The sequence below is a fragment of the Paenibacillus crassostreae genome, from assembly GCF_001857945.1.
In the GTDB taxonomy this organism is placed as follows: Bacteria; Bacillota; Bacilli; order Paenibacillales; family Paenibacillaceae; genus Paenibacillus_AQ; species Paenibacillus_AQ crassostreae.
This window is the reverse complement of sequence record NZ_CP017770.1, coordinates 1,404,380-1,423,048: the sequence shown is the minus strand read 5'-3', so window position 1 is coordinate 1,423,048 and position 18,669 is coordinate 1,404,380. Positions and strand designations below refer to the sequence as shown.

General features: G+C 38.0%; 19 protein-coding genes and 1 pseudogene. 10 read left to right on the top strand and 10 right to left on the bottom strand.

Annotated features, from left to right (window positions below; translation table 11 throughout):
• Positions 1-320: 320 nt before the first annotated feature.
• The 3 genes from LPB68_RS06860 to LPB68_RS06850 are packed head-to-tail and all read left to right on the top strand — an operon-like array spanning position 321 to position 1,291.
• Positions 321-617, top strand: a complete 297-nt coding sequence (locus LPB68_RS06860) for a nucleoside-diphosphate sugar epimerase (protein WP_068654595.1) — start codon at positions 321-323, stop codon at positions 615-617.
• 27 nt (positions 618-644) lie between these two features.
• Positions 645-989 carry an alpha-helical endospore appendage domain-containing protein gene (locus LPB68_RS06855; protein ID WP_068654596.1) on the top strand — a complete coding sequence of 115 codons (345 nt, stop codon included), beginning with the start codon at positions 645-647 and terminating at the stop codon, positions 987-989.
• Complete coding sequence (locus tag LPB68_RS06850; RefSeq protein WP_068654598.1) at positions 986-1,291, top strand: hypothetical protein; 306 nt, start codon at positions 986-988, stop codon at positions 1,289-1,291. Before LPB68_RS06855 ends, LPB68_RS06850 begins: the two co-directional genes overlap by 4 nt.
• 79 nt (positions 1,292-1,370) lie before the next feature.
• Here the strand turns inward: LPB68_RS06850 and LPB68_RS06845 are convergent.
• The 9 genes and pseudogenes from LPB68_RS06845 to LPB68_RS06805 form a co-directional block, all read right to left on the bottom strand.
• A pseudogene (locus LPB68_RS06845) lies at positions 1,371-2,213 on the bottom strand (IS3 family transposase); the annotation flags it as partial.
• Positions 2,207-2,548 (bottom strand): transposase, encoded by a 342-nt coding sequence (locus LPB68_RS06840; protein ID WP_068659106.1) that lies wholly within the window; start codon positions 2,546-2,548, stop codon positions 2,207-2,209. The gene LPB68_RS06840 and the pseudogene LPB68_RS06845, both read right to left, overlap by 7 nt.
• Before the next feature lie 117 nt (positions 2,549-2,665).
• Positions 2,666-3,841, bottom strand: a complete 1,176-nt coding sequence (locus LPB68_RS06835; RefSeq protein WP_068657159.1) for a YheC/YheD family endospore coat-associated protein — start codon at positions 3,839-3,841, stop codon at positions 2,666-2,668.
• A 78-nt stretch (positions 3,842-3,919) separates the two neighbouring features.
• The gene (locus tag LPB68_RS06830; RefSeq protein WP_068657161.1) at positions 3,920-4,885 is read right to left on the bottom strand and encodes an NAD-dependent epimerase/dehydratase family protein; all 966 of its coding nucleotides are present in this window, start codon (positions 4,883-4,885) and stop codon (positions 3,920-3,922) included.
• Complete coding sequence (locus LPB68_RS06825; RefSeq protein WP_068657163.1) at positions 4,882-6,213, bottom strand: UDP-glucose dehydrogenase family protein; 1,332 nt, start codon at positions 6,211-6,213, stop codon at positions 4,882-4,884. Before LPB68_RS06825 ends, LPB68_RS06830 begins: the two co-directional genes overlap by 4 nt.
• A gap of 2 nt (positions 6,214-6,215) precedes the next feature.
• A complete protein-coding gene (locus tag LPB68_RS06820) occupies positions 6,216-7,001 on the bottom strand; it encodes a GT-D fold domain-containing protein (RefSeq protein ID WP_068657165.1) in 786 nt (261 codons plus the stop codon).
• Between the two features lie 20 nt (positions 7,002-7,021).
• Entirely contained in the window at positions 7,022-7,867 is an 846-nt protein-coding gene (locus tag LPB68_RS06815) for a glycosyltransferase family 2 protein (RefSeq protein WP_082865671.1), read from the bottom strand.
• 5 nt (positions 7,868-7,872) lie between these two features.
• On the bottom strand, positions 7,873-8,946 hold the full coding sequence (locus LPB68_RS06810) for a glycosyltransferase (RefSeq protein WP_068657167.1): 1,074 nt from the start codon (positions 8,944-8,946) through the stop codon (positions 7,873-7,875).
• Complete coding sequence (locus LPB68_RS06805) at positions 8,939-9,955, bottom strand: CotS family spore coat protein (RefSeq protein WP_157891908.1); 1,017 nt, start codon at positions 9,953-9,955, stop codon at positions 8,939-8,941. The genes LPB68_RS06810 and LPB68_RS06805 overlap by 8 nt, the downstream gene beginning before the upstream one ends.
• 184 nt (positions 9,956-10,139) lie before the next feature.
• Between LPB68_RS06805 and LPB68_RS06800 the strand changes: the two genes are divergently transcribed.
• Both LPB68_RS06800 and LPB68_RS06795 read left to right on the top strand, forming a co-directional pair.
• Positions 10,140-11,948: a glycosyltransferase gene (locus tag LPB68_RS06800; protein ID WP_068657172.1), complete on the top strand. Its 1,809-nt coding sequence runs from the start codon at positions 10,140-10,142 to the stop codon at positions 11,946-11,948.
• 31 nt (positions 11,949-11,979) lie between these two features.
• Positions 11,980-13,059: a glycosyltransferase gene (locus LPB68_RS06795; protein ID WP_068657173.1), complete on the top strand. Its 1,080-nt coding sequence runs from the start codon at positions 11,980-11,982 to the stop codon at positions 13,057-13,059.
• Positions 13,060-13,170: 111 nt separating this feature from the next.
• Here the strand turns inward: LPB68_RS06795 and LPB68_RS06790 are convergent, their stop codons facing one another.
• A complete protein-coding gene (locus LPB68_RS06790) occupies positions 13,171-14,244 on the bottom strand; it encodes a glucose-1-phosphate thymidylyltransferase (RefSeq protein ID WP_068657175.1) in 1,074 nt (357 codons plus the stop codon).
• 412 nt (positions 14,245-14,656) lie between these two features.
• On the opposite strand from LPB68_RS06790, the gene LPB68_RS06785 reads away from it, so the two are divergent.
• The 5 genes from LPB68_RS06785 (at position 14,657) to LPB68_RS06765 (ending at position 18,616) form a co-directional block, all read left to right on the top strand.
• The gene (locus LPB68_RS06785; RefSeq protein ID WP_068657177.1) at positions 14,657-15,508 is read left to right on the top strand and encodes a YhcN/YlaJ family sporulation lipoprotein; all 852 of its coding nucleotides are present in this window, start codon (positions 14,657-14,659) and stop codon (positions 15,506-15,508) included.
• A 184-nt stretch (positions 15,509-15,692) separates the two neighbouring features.
• Positions 15,693-15,917, top strand: coding sequence for a helix-turn-helix domain-containing protein (locus tag LPB68_RS06780; RefSeq protein WP_068657179.1), 225 nt, complete (start codon positions 15,693-15,695; stop codon positions 15,915-15,917).
• A gap of 230 nt (positions 15,918-16,147) precedes the next feature.
• A complete protein-coding gene (locus LPB68_RS06775) occupies positions 16,148-17,113 on the top strand; it encodes an ABC transporter substrate-binding protein (protein WP_082865674.1) in 966 nt (321 codons plus the stop codon).
• Positions 17,097-17,870, top strand: a complete 774-nt coding sequence (locus tag LPB68_RS06770; protein ID WP_068657181.1) for an ABC transporter ATP-binding protein — start codon at positions 17,097-17,099, stop codon at positions 17,868-17,870. Before LPB68_RS06775 ends, LPB68_RS06770 begins: the two co-directional genes overlap by 17 nt.
• On the top strand, positions 17,864-18,616 hold the full coding sequence (locus tag LPB68_RS06765) for an ABC transporter permease (protein WP_068657183.1): 753 nt from the start codon (positions 17,864-17,866) through the stop codon (positions 18,614-18,616). Before LPB68_RS06770 ends, LPB68_RS06765 begins: the two co-directional genes overlap by 7 nt.
• The last annotated feature ends 53 nt before the right edge of the window (positions 18,617-18,669 follow it).

The following is an 18,669-nucleotide window of genomic DNA, read 5'->3' as shown; positions in this document are numbered from 1 at the left end:
TAGAATTGAATGAGGATCTAAAACTCCTTTACTTCATTAATAGTAAAGGAGTTTTTTGAAATATAAGAAAGTATAAGTTTCACTTGAATCAATTTCATAATCGCCGATGCAGCTAATCGGGTTGCGTAATTATGAAATTGATTCTTGATACTTTTATCATTATATTTCCGCTGAAACGGATGCCGTCTTTGAAAAAGGACGGCATAGCCGTTTCTACTTGAGTAGCAAATCGAGTTGCGTATTTTCGTAACTGTCCACACGCTGAGAGCATATGATATTGAAGTCGGGGCTTAATTCATTATTAATTAGGAGGTATTTCCTTGCAATCCAAAATCGACGGAATGATACATCATATGTCAAATTCTCAGCAACAAATGGCAAGGGTCTTAGATGCTGAACGTCAGATGGCTGCTCATATGGCTCAGATCATTCATAATTTGCCGGATTCTAAAGTGGAGTTTGAAGGTATCACTACAATAATAAATCATACTAGAGAAGTTAATAAAAGCATTATCTCCTACCTATTTGGTCTTGCAGACTTAGAGGAATCATTAGCCACCAATTTGAATTATGTAATTAAAGAATTGGGAAATCAGGAAAGTCATGAGGAAGAATAGTGAGAACTATACTGAGGGAGGACATAAATGAGTAGAGAACATGACTTTTTAATGATGCTTGAAGCAACTTCCAGAATACATTTTGATATTTCGAAGATTCTGGAAGCTAAAGCGGTTGAAGCTGAAAAGATTCGTAACTGGACATTGAATCTTATAAACTCAAATTCGCTTATCAGTCATGAAAAACAGCTTCACGAATCTCTACAAATACATGGACAGATTGTTGAACTAATTCATGGATTGACCAAGGTAGAGAAAGGAATGAATAATAACCTGAAGGCGGTATTAAATGTAGGAGATGTGGGTGAAGAAAGTGGTGATTTGAATGGTTTCTTTGGTAGTGGTGATGATCAAGGAGATCTGGGATTATGAGTTATATAAGTAAACAAAACGATGCAAAAATAGCTCTTATAAATGCAATTGCCCTCAGCCAGCATGCGCTTGCTCGAATACTTAGTAGTATAGCGGACGTATCTGCCCATTCAGAAATCACAGCGCGTAATTTACAAGAAAATATTAGATTGTTGACAGAATATCAGAGTTCTATGAGCCAGATGATTACAAAAATACCACTTCAGCGCAATAAATATGGAACTCCCTCATTACCCTGGATCAATACATCTCAAATTCCTCCACTAAATAATCTCTGTAGTGTGAGGGAGAAAATCGAATGATAAAAAAAAGGAAAACACTAAGAAAGAATAAACCCGCTAGGGTTTGGTCATACCCCTGTCAAGTAGACAGATGAAAAAACTATGCAGCCAGCGCGTGCCGATACTCAATCGGCGCGCGTTGTTTGAGTTTAGCCTGAAACCGTTGATAGTTATAAAAGTAGATATAATCTTCAACGGCTTGATGTATCTCGGCTTCTGACTTACACTGGAGAAGATACAACTTCTCTGTTTTGAGATGCGAAAAGAAGGATTCGATGCACGCGTTATCCAGGCAGGTTGCTTTGCGAGAGTGGCTGCCTTTGACGCTGAATGCTTCTAGTCGTGTGTTGTACACTTGAGACGTATATTGGAAACCTTGATCCGAATGGAGCACGGCTTCTGATACGTCTCTTTTTCTTGTCCACTGGTCGATCGTATCTAGTACGAGTTTAACATCGTTACGATCTGATATTTGCCAAGCTACGATCTCATTGTTAAATAAGTCCTGAATCGCAGACAGGTAATAAAAGCGTGTACCATCGGAGATATAGGTGATATCTGTGACCATCTTTTGTTGAGGGCCTGTAGCATGAAATTGACGCTTCAATCGGTTAGGATATACGACAGAAGGTGTATAATTGAATCGTTGTCTTTTCCTTCGTATCACGGATTGGATGGATAATTCCCTCATGAGCCGCGCTACCTTTTTGTGGTTGACACGATAGCCTGCTTCCCATAAAGCCGTCATCATACGTGGATATCCAAAGTAAGAATGAACGGAATGAATAGCCATCATGTGCTCCTTGATTTCATGATCTCGCGCTTGTCTTTCAATACGCTTAGATCGCGTTGCACGCCATTTGTAGTAGCTGGCTCTGGGTACACCTGCAATGGTTAATAAACGCGTGACACCGTGTAACTCACGGAGTTCTTCAATTACTTGATAGTTGTCTTGCTGACTGAGGAAGCCTCCTTTACCAGATTTGGATACCGCTTTTTTAAGTAGTCCACCTGTACTTTCAGGTGATCTCGCTCTTCCTCTACAGAGGCAAAAGACGTACGTGTTCGTCCTTTTAACGGATTAGATAAGCTTTTACGTACATCGAATTCCTCTCCATCTCGCCACTTTCTCACCCATACTTTTAATTGTGTGCAGTTCCTAATTCCCAAGTTTTCTGCCACCACTTTGAAGCTTGCTAATCCCTTAAGGTATTCTTTGACCGCTACTTCTTTAAATTCATTCGTATACTGTTGAAATACTTGTCCTTTTTTAGCCATAAAAATATCCCCTCCAAGTTCACTCTTTCCCACATGATAACATGCGGTTTTTTTTGAGTGTCTACTTAAAGGGGATATTACCAGTTACTAGCGGGTTTATTCATTATAAACCTTGGTTCATGATTCCAAAACAGAAGGTAACTCTGGTACAGTTTCCGTTGGTGTAGCATTCTCATCTCGATAAATGTCATGTTCGTCTGGTAAATCACTATTGTTCAAATCCAATCCTCGTGTATTCTGTTGTTCTCTAATCTGTTTGATAAGATATGCCGCATAGTAAATGGGGGTTTTAAATGTGCTTCGCCACGTTTCCTTATCTCCGGCATCCCGAAATGTAATTCGTAAATCCCGGAAATTAACTTCTATAATCCAGGGGTGTTGCGACTCGTCAAGGGCAATGTCCAATCCTAAGTCAGCAATGTTCGGGAATTCTTTTTCAAGTGTTTTGGCAATCCGTAAGCCTAGCTTTGCAACCGCTCCCTCAATTCTGGCACTATTCCAACCCCAATGTTCAAATAGTTTTGTTGCCTTTAGCGATTGTCCACCGCAGTGAAGATTGGTAACGATGGATCCCTTTTTCGCTACTCTCCCAACCATTCCTGTATATTGCCAGCGGCCCTTACCGTTCTTTTGCATAGACACTCGGAAATCAACGGGATTTCCGTTATATTTCATGAGAGAGACTCCCCCCTGTACAAGGTAGTCTCGTTTCTTTCTTTTAACCATTGTAATGATTTGATTGATACCAACTCTATACATTTTAGTTCGACCTAGTATATTGATTTCGGCTACTGTTTTATTATTAATTTTGCGGATGCGAATGATTCCGTTTCCGACAGAAGCTGTACTTGGTTTGAGAAACAGAGAGGTGTTATGTTCTAATAAATCTCTCACTGAATGATGTGTCACTGAGTCGGTCTCCGGAAGATAGGGTACCAGTTTATTGTTTTTAGTTAAAATATGATGAATTTCCAATTTGGAAATGACGTTCTGTTCATTCAAAACAATCTTGCCCATTCTTTTTAAACGCTGGATCAACATTTTTGTATGAGGATGATTTGTTCTCGTTCGATTAATAATTACATCGGGAAGGGATCTTCTTATAATAATTGGGTCTACTCCGTTCCAGCCCCGAACAGTCCCTTTGCTCCAATTGATATCAGACAGCGATAGAAAGATAATTTCTTCGCCTATTTCACGGGTAGTTTCCACATAGAAAGAAGGTTTCTCAAAGCTACGTTTTCCTTTTATTAAATGTAGAAGCATGGTCTTTGAATACAGTATTCCAATCAAGCGTTTCACCTCCGATCACAATAAGAAATATTTATAGTAGCATATGTCCAGCATTCTGATCGGAAACCCGATAAACGACTATTTTGGAGATGCCACTTCGTTTCCATAAAGACCAGAAATATAAGCCCATTGTTCTGTCATTCCTTCGTCCAACGAAATGATCGGATGATAACCTAATTCATTACGGGCAAATGAAATATCACCGCGTGTTGTAAAGGGGTCGCCTGGTTGCTCAGGTAAATAACTTAATTGCAATTTCTTACCGGAAAGACGCTCGATTGTTGTGATCACTTCATTAACTGATGCTGTCTCGACTCCGCCGATATTAAATACTGTCCCGTGATTCTTATAGTTCATCGCTTGAATATTGCCTTCAACTAAGTCACTAATATAAGTGAAATCACGTGTTTGCTGACCATTCCCATAAATCGTTAATGGTTGATCTAGTATTGCGGCCTTCATGAAACGGTGAAAACCCATATCTGGTCGCTGTCTTGGTCCGTATACGGTAAAATATCTCAAAGCTGTATAGGGAAGTCCGTACTGTTTATAATAAAGAGAGCAGAGATGCTCTCCGGCTAATTTCGTTAATCCATATGGGGATATCGGTCTCGTTGGTGACTCTTCAGAACTGAAGGGTCCAGATCCGCCACCATAGACAGAGGAGGAAGAAGCATAGACTATTTTTTTTAACCTTGCGGACTTTTTACAAGCTTCAAGGATTTTTTGTGTTAGTAAGACATTAGCTTGTAAATAGTCGTTGAAAGATAATCCCCAACTATTTCGTACACCCGCTATACCGGCCAAATGAAATATAACATCAGCATTATTAATGAGATGATCCAAGTCGATTTTCAATAAATCAGTAGAATTCCATTGAAATTGAGGATGTCCCAAGATATTCTTTAGATTGTCTTCCTTGATGTTCCGATTAGTAGTGTGCTCCAGATCATCAATTCCAATGACGGTATGACCTCTCTTTAGAAGTGCTTCACTTAAATGAGATCCGATAAAACCTGCAGCACCAGTAATGACAATGTTCATTTAAGCACACTCCTTGCAACACCTACATAATTCCAACCATAATGTTGCATTTCTTGAGGATTGAGAAAGTTTCTTCCATCAAATAAATAAGGTGATTCTACCTTAGTTACCCAATCTGCCCAAGGATAAGTGGCAAATTGAGACCATGTTGTGGTCAAGACGACAGCATGTACTCCGATTGCAGCCTCATCTTCTTTTGTGAAGATATTAACTCTCTGGCTATCATTATTATTGAGATTTTTTGACCAGTGAATTTGCTCTAGAGATGTAACAGTAGGGTCAATTACCCTGATCTCATCAACCCCTTTATCAAGCAAATGTTCAATTAGTCGAACACCAGGAGATTCCCGTTGATCATCAGTATCTTCTTTGAATGCTACACCGAGTACGAGTATCCGTTTACCTTCTAATGAAAGATGAGATTCGATTTTTTGCACAAACCAAGCGATTTGTGAATCATTGATACGTTTACCTTGCTTCAGCAGACCAAGATTTATTTTCTTTTGCTTTGCGAGATATAGGAGCTCATCAACATCCTTAGGGAAGCAGGAACCACCGTATCCGATTCCAGCGTATAAATGATGTGGGGAAATACGCGGGTCCATCCCCATTCCAGCCGCAACTCCCTCGATATCTGCGCCGACCAGATCAGCTAGCCGAGCAATCTCATTAATGTAAGAGATTTTAACGGCTAGAAAGCCATTGGAAGCATATTTGATCATTTCAGCTGTTTCATAATTACAGGTGAAATATGATGTACCCAAGGAACTATAGATCTGTTTCACTTTCTCTATCGCCGAATGTTCTTCTCCACCAATTACCGTACGAGAAGGATGATATGAATCATGAAGAGCTGATCCCTCGCGTAAAAATTCGGGGTTCGAGACCACCTCAATGGGATATTTATTGGTGTCAATTTTCGCTTCAAGTTGCTGCTTCATCCAGCGATTGGTTCCAATGGGTACTGTACTTTTGGTAATGATGATTTTGGGCCCGTTGATGTGTGTGGCAATGACCTCCAAGACTTGTTGTATATAAGTTAAGTCAGCATTTCCGCTTGAAGTAGAAGGTGTGCCGACCGAGATCATTAACATTTCGCTTTGCGTGATGGCAGTTTGGCTATCTGAAGAGAAAATAATTCTGCCACTTTGCAGAAGCTTCTGAAGCAAGCGATCGAGGCCAGGTTCGCTGAATGGTAATATGGCGTCGTTTAGCCTTTTTATTTTGAGCTTATCGACATCGTAGCTAATAACTTCATGACCAAGATCAGCTAATACAAGCGCAGTTGTTGTACCAACATATCCCGAACCAATGACGGTGATTTTCAATGCTAGATTCCCCTTTCATTTGAATACTCGTATTTATCCAAATATTTGGGTTCCCATGGATTAACCTTTCGATTTCTATTCACCATGAAGATCGCGGACTTTCCGAAGTCAATCGCGATTCGTCCCTGTTCCTCAGCTAATTTCTGAGCTAATATTACCGCATTAACTCCCGCAGAAATAAATACAATATCACAATCTATCGACTTCATTTTGAACAGTACTTTGGGGATTTGTTCATAACGATGAATAGAGATCGTTTTGACTATATCTATGTCAAATTCATCGTAAGATTTAACGACTAGTTTTTTGAATTCATTGGCCCAGCGGGAAATCACAACCACTCTTTTCCCCTTCAACATCTCCCAAAATTGCTGGTGTTCAACCATGTGACGATTGACGAATGTGTGGCAAAGTCTTTTGGGATGAATGTCGTATCTTTTGAAGCATACATCTGTTAAAGGACGTAAATATTGTTGTTCTGCTAATATCTCCTTGTCTTTGTAGTAAGGTATACCCACAATATCTGCTTTTTTGATTGCTGTGATTAATCGATCGCGAATCCTAACATTGGGTAGTGAAACTCCTTTCCAATGGGTAGTTCGCGAAATTCTCGCCCAGCGAGTGGAAAGTGTTTTACGAATGGGCCATACTTTGTATTGGGACAGTGTAATATTCTCTCCATCTCCGACACGTACTACAGAAAGGGGGGTCTTTTTATTCAATGCCATCTCGATTTCAGCAATGACTTCCAAGGTAGTTAACCAATTCTCTTCCTTAGGGTTGCCCACATAGTTCCCTCACTTTAAATCTATTTTTTTATTAGCCTACCTACTTTAAGGCGGCCACTTACCCATTTGAATTTAGGTTTGTATCGGTTTCCCCATCTTTTTAGCGCACTTTTGTACAGGTATTTTGTAACACGAGCATATTTATTGCGATTTTCAATTCTAGAATTATTTTTTTTATGTTTTAAGCGGTTATACAACGATTTGTTTATCCATTTAAACTCATATGATCCTGCTAGTTTAAGAAGGATTTGTCTGTCTTCAGCGAAACGTCCTTTTTGTGGCACATTTCTCGACCAACCACCAACTGCCCGTAGAGCCTTCGTTCGGTAAAAGCGAGGATAGACCATCGCATGAAATGTAATGAAATCATATTTATTTTTGATTTGGCGTTTCTTCTTCGTATTTACATACCTAACCTTATGTTTTCTTTTCGTCTTCCAAACCTTGTCATTTGCATAGACGAGGGCAGTCTTATTACTGGACTTTTCCATCTTTTTTAGACATGTTGCGAGTGTATGGGACTCATACCAATCATCTGCATCAAGCTGAGAGAAATACTTGGTCTCAACTAAAGACAACGCATAGTTTAATGTGAAGCAAACGCCTCTGTTTTTCTTTAATTTCACATAAGTGATTCTTGGATCTTTCAAGAAAGGTGCAACAACTTCACTTGTACGATCATTTGAACCATCATCTACTATTAACAACTTCCAATTTTTAATGGTTTGCCCTAATACACTATTAATCCCTCGAGTGATAAACCTTGCGCGGTTATACGTTGGTATAACTACTGTAATCAGAGGTGAATGGCTTTCTGATTGTTTACTCATGACCTGAACCTGGTTAACCTCTTGGATGTCATCCAATGTGCTTACCCCTTTCTGATTAAATTCGCATATATGGACTCTAGTTTTCTTACTTGTTTCGCAGAGTCGAAATCACTTTCCACTTTTTCGTGACCTTTTCTTCCCATTTCCTGACGGATCGACGGATTCTCTATCAAAAATTTGATTTTGTCTGCTAATCCCTTGGCCGTTTTTTCAGGGACTAAGAGTCCTTCCTGCCCATCGGTAACCAACTCAGGAATACCACCATGGCGTGTGGATACGATAGGTAAACCTGTGGCCATTGCTTCTTTAATTGCATTGGGAATCCCTTCATGGTTCCCGTCCTTGGTCGTTAAGCTAGGCAGGCAGAAAATATCAGCCCGGTATAGTAACTCAGATAATTGATTGTGTGCAATAAGACCTTTCATTTTTACATATTTGTTAAGCTTTAATGAGGTAATAAGACGTTTGATTTTTTTTCTTTCTCTACCTTCGCCAACAATGACTAATCGAGCAGATGGATAATGATCATGTATCTTTTTGAAAGCACGTAACAGATACTGATGTCCTTTTTTCTTATGCAGACGTCCAACCGTAATAATGGTTAGTTCTTCGGTTTTGTTATCACGTTTTTTGTATGAAAATTTTTTTAGATCAATTCCGCTATACATAATTTCAATTTTGTGATTAGGACATCCCCATCTAATTAACTGATTTTTCATATGACGAGATGGAACTGTGAACTTGTCACCTACTCGGAATAATACAGGTAGCATTCTATGATATGATTTTCGCGGATTTCTTTTTGTAGGCAGATCAAAGCCATGAAAAGAGGTGATCATGGGAATGCGAAGCCGTTGTTTCACATGGATCAGTCGGACACCGGAATTTCCAAAGCGTGCATGAATCAGTTTAATTTTGTTCCTTTTGAATACCTTAGTAATTTTCCTTGGACTGTGGGGTAGGCGTTTAATTCTTTTAAAAGGGAAAAGTTTCAAATTCATCTTTTTTCGTGTGAACATGATTGGTTTGAACGATTTAATATTTTTTAATTCTTCGTAAATGAATGTTTCTGAAGGTGGGAGATAGCGATGGCGAACAAATGCTATTTTAATCAATTTTGTCTCCCCTTTCTTTATTTCGTTGTTTCTTGAAATAATGATTGTACACATATAACGCCTTTTCTTTTTCTTGCTGAATTGTAAACCGAAGTTGATCATTATTCATTCGGGAATATTTCTTCTTACGTAGCATTCGTTCAAAAATATGAGGGAAGAATAAATCAATGGATACAATGCTTTTTACATCAGAGGGTAGAGGATTATTTTTGGTATATATTTTCATCATGCTGCGGAATGTCTTTTTTTCAAATGGATTTTTTTTTGTATACATACTGTAAATACGAAGTAAATCTTTGGAAGGGAGATCATAGCGTATATCTTCAAAATCGATCAGTGTTAATGTATTGTCCTTGTAAATAAGGTTTCGATGATGAAGGTCGCCATGCACTAAACTTTTAGCAGAAATCAGTTCTTTCATGAAGTCTTGATAACGGCTCTTTTGCAGCTCTTTTAACGCTTTTTTTCCCATCTTATAAAAAAAAGAAATATTATTGTTGATGATTACATCTTTTTCGTTACTTGATTCCTTATGTTTGTTAAACCAACTTTCAATTGACTTAATACGTTGCTTATACTCTTTCTTCCAATTGAGATGATTATAAATTTTTATACTTTCTGGATATTGCAGTTCGCGAGAAGCATTGTGTAATCGGCCCATAACTTGAACAATGGATTCAAGGTCATTCCGATCATGTAAGCGACTTCCTTTACCTTCAATCCATTGATATAGAACGTAGGGGACTCGATTAGAGATCATGTACAGGTCCCCATTCAAAGTCGAAATAGGAAGAGCTAATTTCACTCCTCTTTGGGATAATAAGCTTTCTGATTGGGCGATAAAAATTTGTCGTTCTGGCTTGACATAAAGGCTTTTGAGCGCATAGGTTATGCCCTCTTTCGTGACCACTCGAGCGACAAAACTAGAGTTTTTTATGTGTTTGATCACATCCCAGGTTCCGATTTGAAATCCGAAGTTTTTCTCCAAATCTTGCTTCAGTTGATCCATTTCCCCCACATTCCTTTCTTCCTTAATCGCTCTTCATACCACACTATGCATTACGACCAAAAGAGAGTGGGCAAACCTATTCTTTTTGTGGAATAAAACCTATATATCCACATGTGTCTACACGTTCTGTACGAAGTCCTCATAAATTAAAGATAAACATTGGAACCTAGAAGGAGGAATATGTTTGCATCGCGTCGCTGTGGTACGATCCGTTTATTTGCCCATTAGTGAAACTTTTATTTACGGTGAGATTAAGCAAATGAAAGCTTTTGAGCCTTATATTTTTTGTGAAAAAAGGAAAAACAGAAATTACTTCCCGCATAAAAATGTCATTGTTGACCCGAAGTATCAGCAATTAGATCGGATGTTGCAGAACAGCTTTTTTCAAATAATTCATGCTAGGTTCGGGCCGTCTGGGATTAGAATGCTTCCTTTTAAAGAAAAGTGGAAAATTCCGCTAGTAACTTCTTTTCATGGTTGTGATTCGCCTGGTACAAGAAGGATGAAACAACAAAGCAAATCGTTGAAGCGCCTATTTTCCGTAGGAGATTGTTTCACAGTACCCTGTTACGCAATGAAAGAAGAATTAATTAATCACGGTTGTCCAGTAGAGAAAATTACGGTTCATTATAGTGGGATTGATCTTAATCAATTTGTTTATAAAGAGCGATCTTTTCCATCGGATCACCCGATAGAGATACTATATGTCGGTAGGTTGGTCGAAAAAAAAGGAGCTGAATTATTAATAAAAGCCTTTCAGCGCGTCCAGCAGGTCTATCCGCAGTCTAAATTATGTTTAATCGGAGATGGTGAATTAAGCAACAAATTGAAACAGTTGAGTAAAAGGCTACACCTCGAACACAAAATTGAATTTAAAGGTGCTCTTTCGCATGCTCAAGTTGCAGAGCATTTGGAACACACACATATTTTTTGTCTTCCTAGCGTAAAGGACAGATCTGGGAATCAGGAAGGAATTCCGAATGCAATCAAAGAAGCGATGGCTTGTGGAGTTCCAGTTGTATCCACATATCATTCAGGAATCCCAGAACTTATTGAAGATGGTAAGTCGGGACATCTCGTAGCTGAACAAGATGTCGATGGACTAGCCGAGAAATTAATTCATTTAATCGAGCATCCAGAATCATGGAAAGAGCTTGGAAAGAATGCCCGCACTAAAATTGAGACAGATTTTAATCGACAAGTGCAAACGGAGAAATTAGAACAACTATTTGAACAAGTGATCCAGGAACATGAAATCAAGCCGCGTGAGAGCCCTCTATTCAGCGTCATAATTCCGACATATAATCGCGAAAAATTTATCGGTAGAGCCATCAAAAGCGTTTTGAAGCAGACCTGTACAGATTATGAATTGATCGTGGTTGATGATGGTTCAACAGATCGCACTTCAAAGATAGTGAAATCATTTGGCGAACAAGTCCGATATGTATACCAAAAAAATCGTGGACCATCTGAAGGAAGAAATAAGGGGATTACTCTTGCTACAGGGAAATACATCGCATTTCTAGATTCAGATGATTTCTATCTCCCTAATAAATTACAAAAGAACAAAGAGTTTCTAGAAAACCATCCGGAGTGTCACTTTCTATACAGTTGGTACTACGCTGCTAGACAGGGGAAAAGAAAACAACTTATTAGCAATATTAAAGGAGTCCCTGATTTGAATAAGTTTCGAACGAAATTGTATAAGCGTTCGTTTACCATCCGAACATCGACAGCAGTCATACACCGCAGTTGTTTTGAAAAAGTAGGACTTTTTAATTCTAAATATCGTTATTCACAAGATTGGGATATGTGGCTTCGTTTAGCCTCTTATTATCGGGGGTTCTGCCAGAAAAAACCATTGGTTTTATACCGCAGACATGATCGGAAGACAATCCCATCAGGGAATAGGCATAGCAAGATTAGGAAAAACGCTTATAGGTTATACCGGTGGGATAAGGCTACATTGTTAAGTCTGAAAAAAAATAAATAATACTCATTTGAATATAAAGGGGAAATCATACGTGGGGAAAAATGATCCTGCTATTCTTCATCATAAATATTCATTGGCAGATGGACATGTAGCAGCGCAAATTACCGATATTAAAGGATATAACGGAATTATGGTAATGGGTAAATCGAAACAAAATCATACAGGTACACCGTTTACATCTGTTCTATCAATAGAAGCTATCAAACAAGATCGGAAACTTTTGAAGGAATATGATGTTGTAGGAGTTCATATTCACCATGGCACACTCACTTCCAAATTTCAATTTCTTAAAGAAGAACATGGGATCCCATTGTTTGTCGGTTTTCGTGGGAAAGATGCAACCGCATATCCCAAGAAAGAAAAAAATCTAAAGCAATTGAAAAAGTTGTTTAAAATGGGTGATCGATTTTTTCCGGTATGTGAACATCTCAAAAAAGAAATTATAAAATTAGGTTGTCCAGAACATAAAATTCGTGTTTTGTATGGCGGTGTGAATTTAGCTCGCTTTCAATTTCAGCCCCGTAAACTAGAAGTTAATAAAAAAATCCGCTTTTTGGCTATAGGACGGTTCGTTGAGAAAAAGGGATTCTCAGACTTGATTCGTGCATTCTCTCTGGTGAGAAAGAAGAAAATAGATGCTAAATTAATTCTAATTGGCGAAGGACCATGCGAGTCGCAGTACCGTAAATTGATTAAAAATCTTGAACTTGATGGAAGTGTTGAAATTATTCCTTGGATTGAATACAGTAAAATTCAGAAACATTATTACAAATCTCATATTTTTTGTGCCCCAAGTTGTACTGATGCAGAAGGAAACCAGGAAGGAATTCCAAATACGTTAAAAGAAGCAATGGCAACAGGAATGCCAGTTATTTCGACGACTCATGCGGGTATTCCAGAGCTTGTGGAGAATAAGGTGTCGGGGCTTATGGTACCTGAGAGGTCGGTTCATGATCTAGCAAAGGCTATGTATTGGTTAGCTAAACATCCTGAACTTTGGAGTGGTATGGGGCAGAAAGCACGAGAAAAAGTGGAAAGAGATTTTAACTTGAGGCTGCAATTGGAGAAACAAAAAAAATACTATGACGAAGTCATTTTAAAAAATAAATAAAATAAAATGAAACCTGATGTGGGCAGAGAAAAAGGTCGTTACTTTCTACAAAAGTAGAGAGTAACGACCTTTTGTGTGAATAAAAGGAAGTATAAGTTTCACTTGATATATCTATTGAGGGAAAATGATATGTGAATAATCGCCTAACCATAATTGCACATTTTGAGGTCTTTTTGAACTGCCCATCAATTTTACTTCTCTACCGATGATACTTTCATCGATACGATAAGGAATATTATCGACAACTGTATTTTTCATAATAATGCTGTTTTCTAACTCACTGTTGTAAATGGATACGTTGTCAGCAATCGAAGAGAAGGGACCAATATAGGAATTTTCAATAATTGTGTTATGTCCAATAATGACCGGCCCACGAATAATGCTGTTAATGATCTTGGATTTCACACCGATAGAGACCGGAGTTGAGATCATGGAATTTAAATCAATAGAGCCTTTGATATCAATACCTTGCATTTTTTGTAGAAAATAGCGATTGCATGTAATTAAATCATTAGGATTTCCTGTATCTTTCCACCAATAGGGGGAACGATAAACCCCTAGCTGATACTGATCATCAATCAATTGTTGTATAGCATCGGTTAATTCATATTCGCCACGAGCAGAAGGAGTGATTTTTGAGATCGCATTAAAAAGGGAATGTCGAAATAAATAAACTCCGTTAATGGCTAAATGACTTAGAGGATACTTTGGTTTCTCAACCACGCGTATTATTTTGTCTTCTTCTAATTGTACAACACCGAATTGTTCTGGAGATTCTACATAGCTTACAGACACTAATCCGTCAAGATTCTCAGTTTGAAATTTGTCAATCAGGGGTTGAAGCGATCCATCAATTACATTATCACCCAGAAATATTAGAAAGTCGTCATGCTGAATAAAGTGCTCGGCAACTCGAATAGCATCAGCCATACCTCTTGGTTCAAGCTGCTCGATTAAAGTGATGTTGATATTCCAAGGCTTCCCTGATTGTAATTCATCATCAAATTTTTTTCGATAATTAGGTGAAACAACGATAGCTATCTCCGTAATACCCGTCTGGATTAATGATTCAATACCGTAGAATAAAACTGGTTTATTCATCAAAGGCAAGAGATGTTTTGGACTAGAGAAGGTTAAGGGGCGTAAGCGAGAACCTTTTCCAGCACATAAAATTAACCCTTTCAATAAAAAAACCTCCCCCTATAAAAGAATGTGCATTCTTTGTTCAAAATATAAGAAAGTATAAGTTTCACTTGAATCAATTTCATAATCGCCGATGTGTCTAAATCGATTTGCGTAATTATGAAATTGATTCTTCATACTTATATTTCGGCAGAGACGGATACCGTCCTTTAAAAGGACGGCATAGCCGTTTCAGCTTGTCAGGACAGTAAAATCAATGGAGATATAGAACTTGAGGGTTCGTTACTTCTTATTAATGTATGGGGGCAGGCTATCTTTTGGCACGGTACTTATCTTGGGATGAGTAACAAGATTTATTGACTTTGATTCCTAATTATTTCAAGCATAGCAGCAAGTTAGAATGGTCATCCTATTGAGTGTAAACACCTATATTGAAGAGATGGAGGATGAATTCATGATACGATCCAAAACGTTAAGTATGTCCTTATCCGCTGCCCTCATCGTGAGTATGATTGGGGTTACGGGATGTGGTACCAGAAACGCGGATAATCAAAATTTACAAACAAAAAATGTGAAATACAATACGAATGCAGTAAATCGAAATAATGATACAAATCGGTTTGGTATGAATACTGCGAATAATAATGATCGTGGTCTTTTCACACGAAATGATAACAGAATGGTGAATTTAAGGTATAATGAGGAGCTTTCAAAAAAGATATCGCAATTAAATCAGGTAGATAATGCTAAAGTGATGCTGACGGATGATAATGCCTACGTTGCGGTTTCAATTTCATCTAATAATATGGGAATGGACAATGCTAGACAAAACGTTACCAATGGAATGAACGGAATGAACGGAATGAACGGAATGAACGGAATGAATGGTACCAATGGAATGAATGGTACTAATGGAATGAACGGTACAGATGGAATGAACGGTACCAATGGAACAAGAACTAGAACCGGATCAAATACGATGAATCATAATAATGGGAATCATTTATCTGTAAGAAATCAAACGGGTGGAAATAACGCATCAAGTGACAATGTAACACAAGATATTAAAGACCAGATTGCAGATATCATCAAGCGTAGTGATAATAACATTAACAATGTATATGTATCAGCGAACCCAGATTTCGTTGACCGTGTAGGGAATTTCGTAGACGATACTGCTAATGGTAATCCAATTAGTGGTATCACTGATGAATTTCAAACATTAGTTAACCGAATTTTCCCTACACCTTCGGGAAATATCAATGGTAACAATAATAATGGAATGACTAACCCAATGGGACGATAATTATTAAAGTATATACATGCCAAGAACCTGTACGATTCAGGTTTCTTGGCATTATTTGCGTTCAATCAGTGCCTATTTTTTAAGCAATACAGCACCATTAATCTCTCAATTTCATAGAATGAGTTGACTGTATCCCTTTACCTTGTTATACAATAAAAAACCCGGGCAAGGAGGGGTGACACCATTGAAGGGAATTGAACACAATAGCAAATTTTTATTGACCCATCGTGAACGTGAGGTTTTTGAATTGCTCGTTCAAGATAAAACAACACGCGATATTGCCGGTCTATTATTCATAAGTGAAAAGACGGTGAGAAACCACATTTCGAATGTCATGCAAAAGCTAAATGTGAAAGGGCGTTCTCAAGCGGTTGTCGAGCTAATCAAGCTTGGGGAGCTAAAAATATAGCTAACTTGCCTTCGTTAATGACACGTTAAAGCCTTCTTTCGTCTTTTTCAAAGACCAAAGAAGGCTTTTTCTCATTTTTCTATAGAAGGAGATAATTCAAATTATTAATATACAAAATACAACAAAAGGTGTAAAATGGCTGTTATTGAAGTTTTCTACGATATGATTGTGAATATATGCACAATTGTTTCGCGAAAGATTACATAAAAATGTGGGGGTTGGCTAGATTTATGAAGAGAAGAAATATTAGAAAAGGTTTTTCATTAATGATAGTGCTCATTGCTATTAGTTCGTTAATGGTAGGATGTAATTCTTCAAAGAATACAAGTTCGGCAACAGCGGAGTCTTCTTCAACGTTGACGCTAGGTATGATGCCTTCAATAGATGCCATTCCATTCATCATCGCACATGAACAAGGATTTGATAAAGAACATGGGGTTGAATTAGATTTAGAAATGTTCAAAAGCGCAAAAGATCGCGATGCGGCTTTTCAAGCAGAACAACTAGATGGGATCAGTGCAGATTTAATTGCCATGGCCATTTATAACGAAGCTGATTTAGATGTTAAAATTACGAGTACGACATTTGGAGAGTTTTCTTTATTGACAGGTGCAGATGATGTTAATGAAGTCAAAGATCTTAAAGGTAAAACGGTCATTTTATCTAAGAATACTTCAACAGAATATTCAGTGGCCATGATGCTTAGACAAGTTGGGTTAAATGAAGAAGATATCACAGTTACAGAAGTGCCACAAATACCAACCAGATTAGAACTCTTGAAGAGCAATAAAGCAGATGCAGCTATTTTACCAGAACCCTATGTAACGATGGGGCAAGCTGATGGACTGAAACAATTGAATTCGACGACAGAAGCGGGAATTAACCCATTTATATTAGCATTTCCACAGGAAGTTATTGATATTAAGGAAAAGGAAATTGTAGCGATGTATGCGGCTTATGATGACGCAGTGAATTACCTGAAATCTCATGAGGAATCAGAATATATCGATCTAATTATAGAGGAAGTTGGTTTTCCAGAAGACCTGAAGAATGAGATTACTGTACCTGACTATCTATTCGCAAATCAAGTCGATGTAGAACAAGTAGAAACAGCTTTTACATGGGCGAGAGAAAAAGGATTACTTACCAAAGATATTAAACCTGAAGATGTGATCTCAGATGTCGTATTTAAGTAATAGTGGGCTTACAATTGCCGATCTAATGGTTGAATATACGGGAGGACAATTAGCGCTGGGTCGTGTCAATTTAACCATACCGGAATATGGGATATATACGATTATTGGACCATCGGGTTGTGGAAAGTCCACGTTATTGCGTGCGATTGCTGGTTTATTACAGGACTATCATGGAGAGATTCTCTATAATGGAAAAAGTATACACAATCAAGAAACCTTGATTGGACTCGTACCTCAGAGTTATGGATTGTTACCTTGGAAGACAGTTTATTCTAATATCCAGATAGCGATGAATATTAGTCATCCAGAGAGAAGAAATAATCAAGATCAGGAACTACAAATCAGACACTGGCTCGAATTGATGGGAATAGCTGATTTAGCAAGTCGTTACCCGATATCACTTAGTGGAGGACAGCAACAAAGGGTTGCAATTGCCAGAGCTTTTGCTATTTCACCGACAATCATGTTATTGGATGAACCATTCTCTGCTCTTGATGCGATGACTCGAGAAACCTTACAGCAACTTTTTGTGGACAATTGGCAAGCGAATCCAACTACGACGCTTTTTGTCACTCATGATGTAGAGGAAGCAATTCTCTTAGGCGAAAAAATTATTGTTATGACTTCGGACAAAGAAGGATTAATTGAATTGATCGATAATCCTGTATTTCATATGAAGCATGAGGATAAGCGTAACAGTGATGAATTTATACAGCAGACCAGAAATGTAAGAAAGGTAATGCAAAATAAATGGTGAACAAACGTAAAATAAATTATGGGACAAGATTATTAATCGTATTTTTCTGTATGAATGTAGTTTGGTATATTGCATCTTGGCTTATGAATCACGTTATCCTTCCGAATCCAGTTGCAGTTTATTCTGCATTAGCTCAACTAGGAGGAAGAGAAATCGGACTTCATGTTGTATACAGCTTAGCCCGGATTTTTATAGGTGTTATATTGGGACTCATATTTGGATTATTGATTGGATTGCTCATGGGCCGATCGAATTTCTGGAATAAGCTTTTAGACCCTGTTGTCTATTTAACGTATCCCGTTCCGAAAATTGCCTTACTTCCTGTAGTTATGTTATTTTTTGGACTGGGTGAAGGTTCTAAAATATTGATGATCATGTTAATATTGCTCTTTCAAGTCATTATTTCCGTTCGTGATGGAGTGAGGGCTATTCCTAATAATACCTACGATGTTCTAATGAGTATTGGAGCAAGTAATATGCAAAAATTCTGGCATGTGACGTTACCGGGGGCATTGTCCGTTATTCTTAGTACGATTCGTATTTCACTAGGAACAGCTATTTCCATACTTTTTTTTACTGAGATTTATGGAACAGAACATGGGATGGGTTATTTCATTATGGATGCATGGTTAAGATTGGATTACCCAGAAATGTATGCAGGTATTTTGTTATTTAGCATCGTTGGCTTCGGGCTATTCTTACTTGTGGATTACTTGGATGTAAAGTTTATGAAATGGCGGAACTAAAAAAAGCCACCTTTTATTGTTTAAAAGGTGGCTTTGCTGATTTCATGAGGTAA